This window comes from Oleiphilus sp. HI0132 (assembly GCF_001635845.1).
In genome coordinates this window covers 1-1,846 of record NZ_LWGJ01001861.1, presented here as the reverse complement: position 1 = coordinate 1,846, position 1,846 = coordinate 1, and the positions used below count along the sequence as shown (strand labels likewise).

Sequence of the window (1,846 nt, the reverse complement as noted above, 5' to 3'; positions counted from 1 at the left end):
GACGGTTGTGAAATACTGACCTTACGTAAGGAAGAGGAAGGTCTGCTAAGTTAAGCACAAGCCGATAAAACTATGACGCAACACAGCTCGCTCTTCGAAAAGTTCACCCACGCATCTAGCCTGGACATGCAAACATTAGTCTCTGACTTAAGTACTTGCTCACAACCAGCCCTGAATGTTCGGACAATCCTGGAAGATAGTAAGCAAGTCCTTGATCAGCTGTATCTGGCAAACGAAGATATCCGTCAGCTTATCGAAGTTAAATCCAAACTCATGGATTATATTCTTAAAGGTTTATGGGCACGCTTCGGGTTCGACCAACATGTTAGCCTTATTGCTGTTGGCGGTTATGGCCGAGGCGAGCTGCAACCACATTCAGACATTGACTTACTTATCCTGGTAAGGAATGAAATTGATGATCAGCTGGGCACCAAACTGTCTGACTTTATCACACTATTATGGGACCTGAAACTAGACATCGGCCATAGCGTTAGAACGATTGATGAATGCATTGAAGCCGCTAAAAGCGATGTCACCATTGCGACCAACCTATTGGAAACGCGCACTATCGATGGTGACCCTGAACTGCTGAGCATTATTTCAGACAAGGTCTACTCCGACGCAGTTTATACCTCTAAAGCCTACTTTCTAGCTAAACGCGAAGAACAAAGTGCACGCCACCTGAAATATAGCGGCACCGAATACAACCTCGAACCAAATCTGAAATCTTCCCCTAGCACCTTGCGAGATATTCAGACCATTACCTGGATTTCTAAGCGCCACTTTGGTGCTGAAGCTCCCAGCACACGCTCACGCTACCACTTTTTGACAGACGAAGAATTCCGCATGCTAGTCAGCGGCGAGACCTTTCTTCTTACCCTTCGTTATGGCCTGCAGATTATTGCCGACCGCAACGAAAACCGACTGCTATTTGAACACCAGCGCAAGCTTGCAGAAATACTCGGCTTTGAAGATGACGAGCAAAAGCTCGGTGTCGAGAAAATGATGCAACGCTACTATCGCATCGTATTGGGTTTAGCCGAACTTACTGACGTGATACTTCAGTACTTTGATGAGTTTTATCTAAACCCCGAGAGTGATGACAGTGTCCAAGAACTAGGTAAACGATTCCAAATTAATCACGGCTATATTGAAGCTAAGTCAGAAGATATTTTTGACCGCTCACCTTATGCGTTGATAGAGATTTTTTTGCTACTCGCACAAAACCCTCAGATCATTGGCATAAAAACCACGACAATTCGTCAAATCCGTGAACATCAATATCTTATTGATGACAGTTTCCGAAACGACCTGGCTAACACAAGCTTATTTATGGAGATACTGCGCACACCGCACGACCTTCATAAAACCTTAAACGCCATGCTTAAGTACAATGTACTGGGCCGCTACTTACCTGAGTTTGGACAGATCATCGGCCAAATGCAGCATGACTTGTTTCATTGCTATACAGTTGACGCGCATACGATTCAGCTTATCAAGAACCTGATTCATCTTGACTACCCTGAGGCAAAAAAAGAGTTTCCACTTGCCTGTCGTTTATACCGTTATATCCCTAAACGTGAAATCCTTTATACTGCTGGTATCTATCACGACATTGCTAAAGGGAGAGGCGGAGACCATTCCGAACTTGGCGCCATCGATGTTGAAAACTTCTGTCAGAACCATCATTTTAGCGAGCGCGATACACGACTCACTTCCTGGCTGGTCGAAAACCACTTACTAATGTCTATGACAGCGCAGAAGAAAGATATTGATGACCCTGAAGTTATTCATCAGTTTGCGCAACTAATTCCTAGCCTTACTCACCTTGAGTACTTATATATTT

1 protein-coding gene is annotated in these 1,846 nt (G+C 44.4%); it reads left to right on the top strand.

Annotation, left to right across the window (positions count from 1 at the left end; genetic code table 11):
* Positions 1-72 precede the first annotated feature (72 nt).
* A partial coding sequence (gene glnD / locus A3766_RS28130; RefSeq protein ID WP_068643430.1) for a [protein-PII] uridylyltransferase occupies positions 73-1,846 on the top strand: 1,774 nt, incomplete at its 3' end.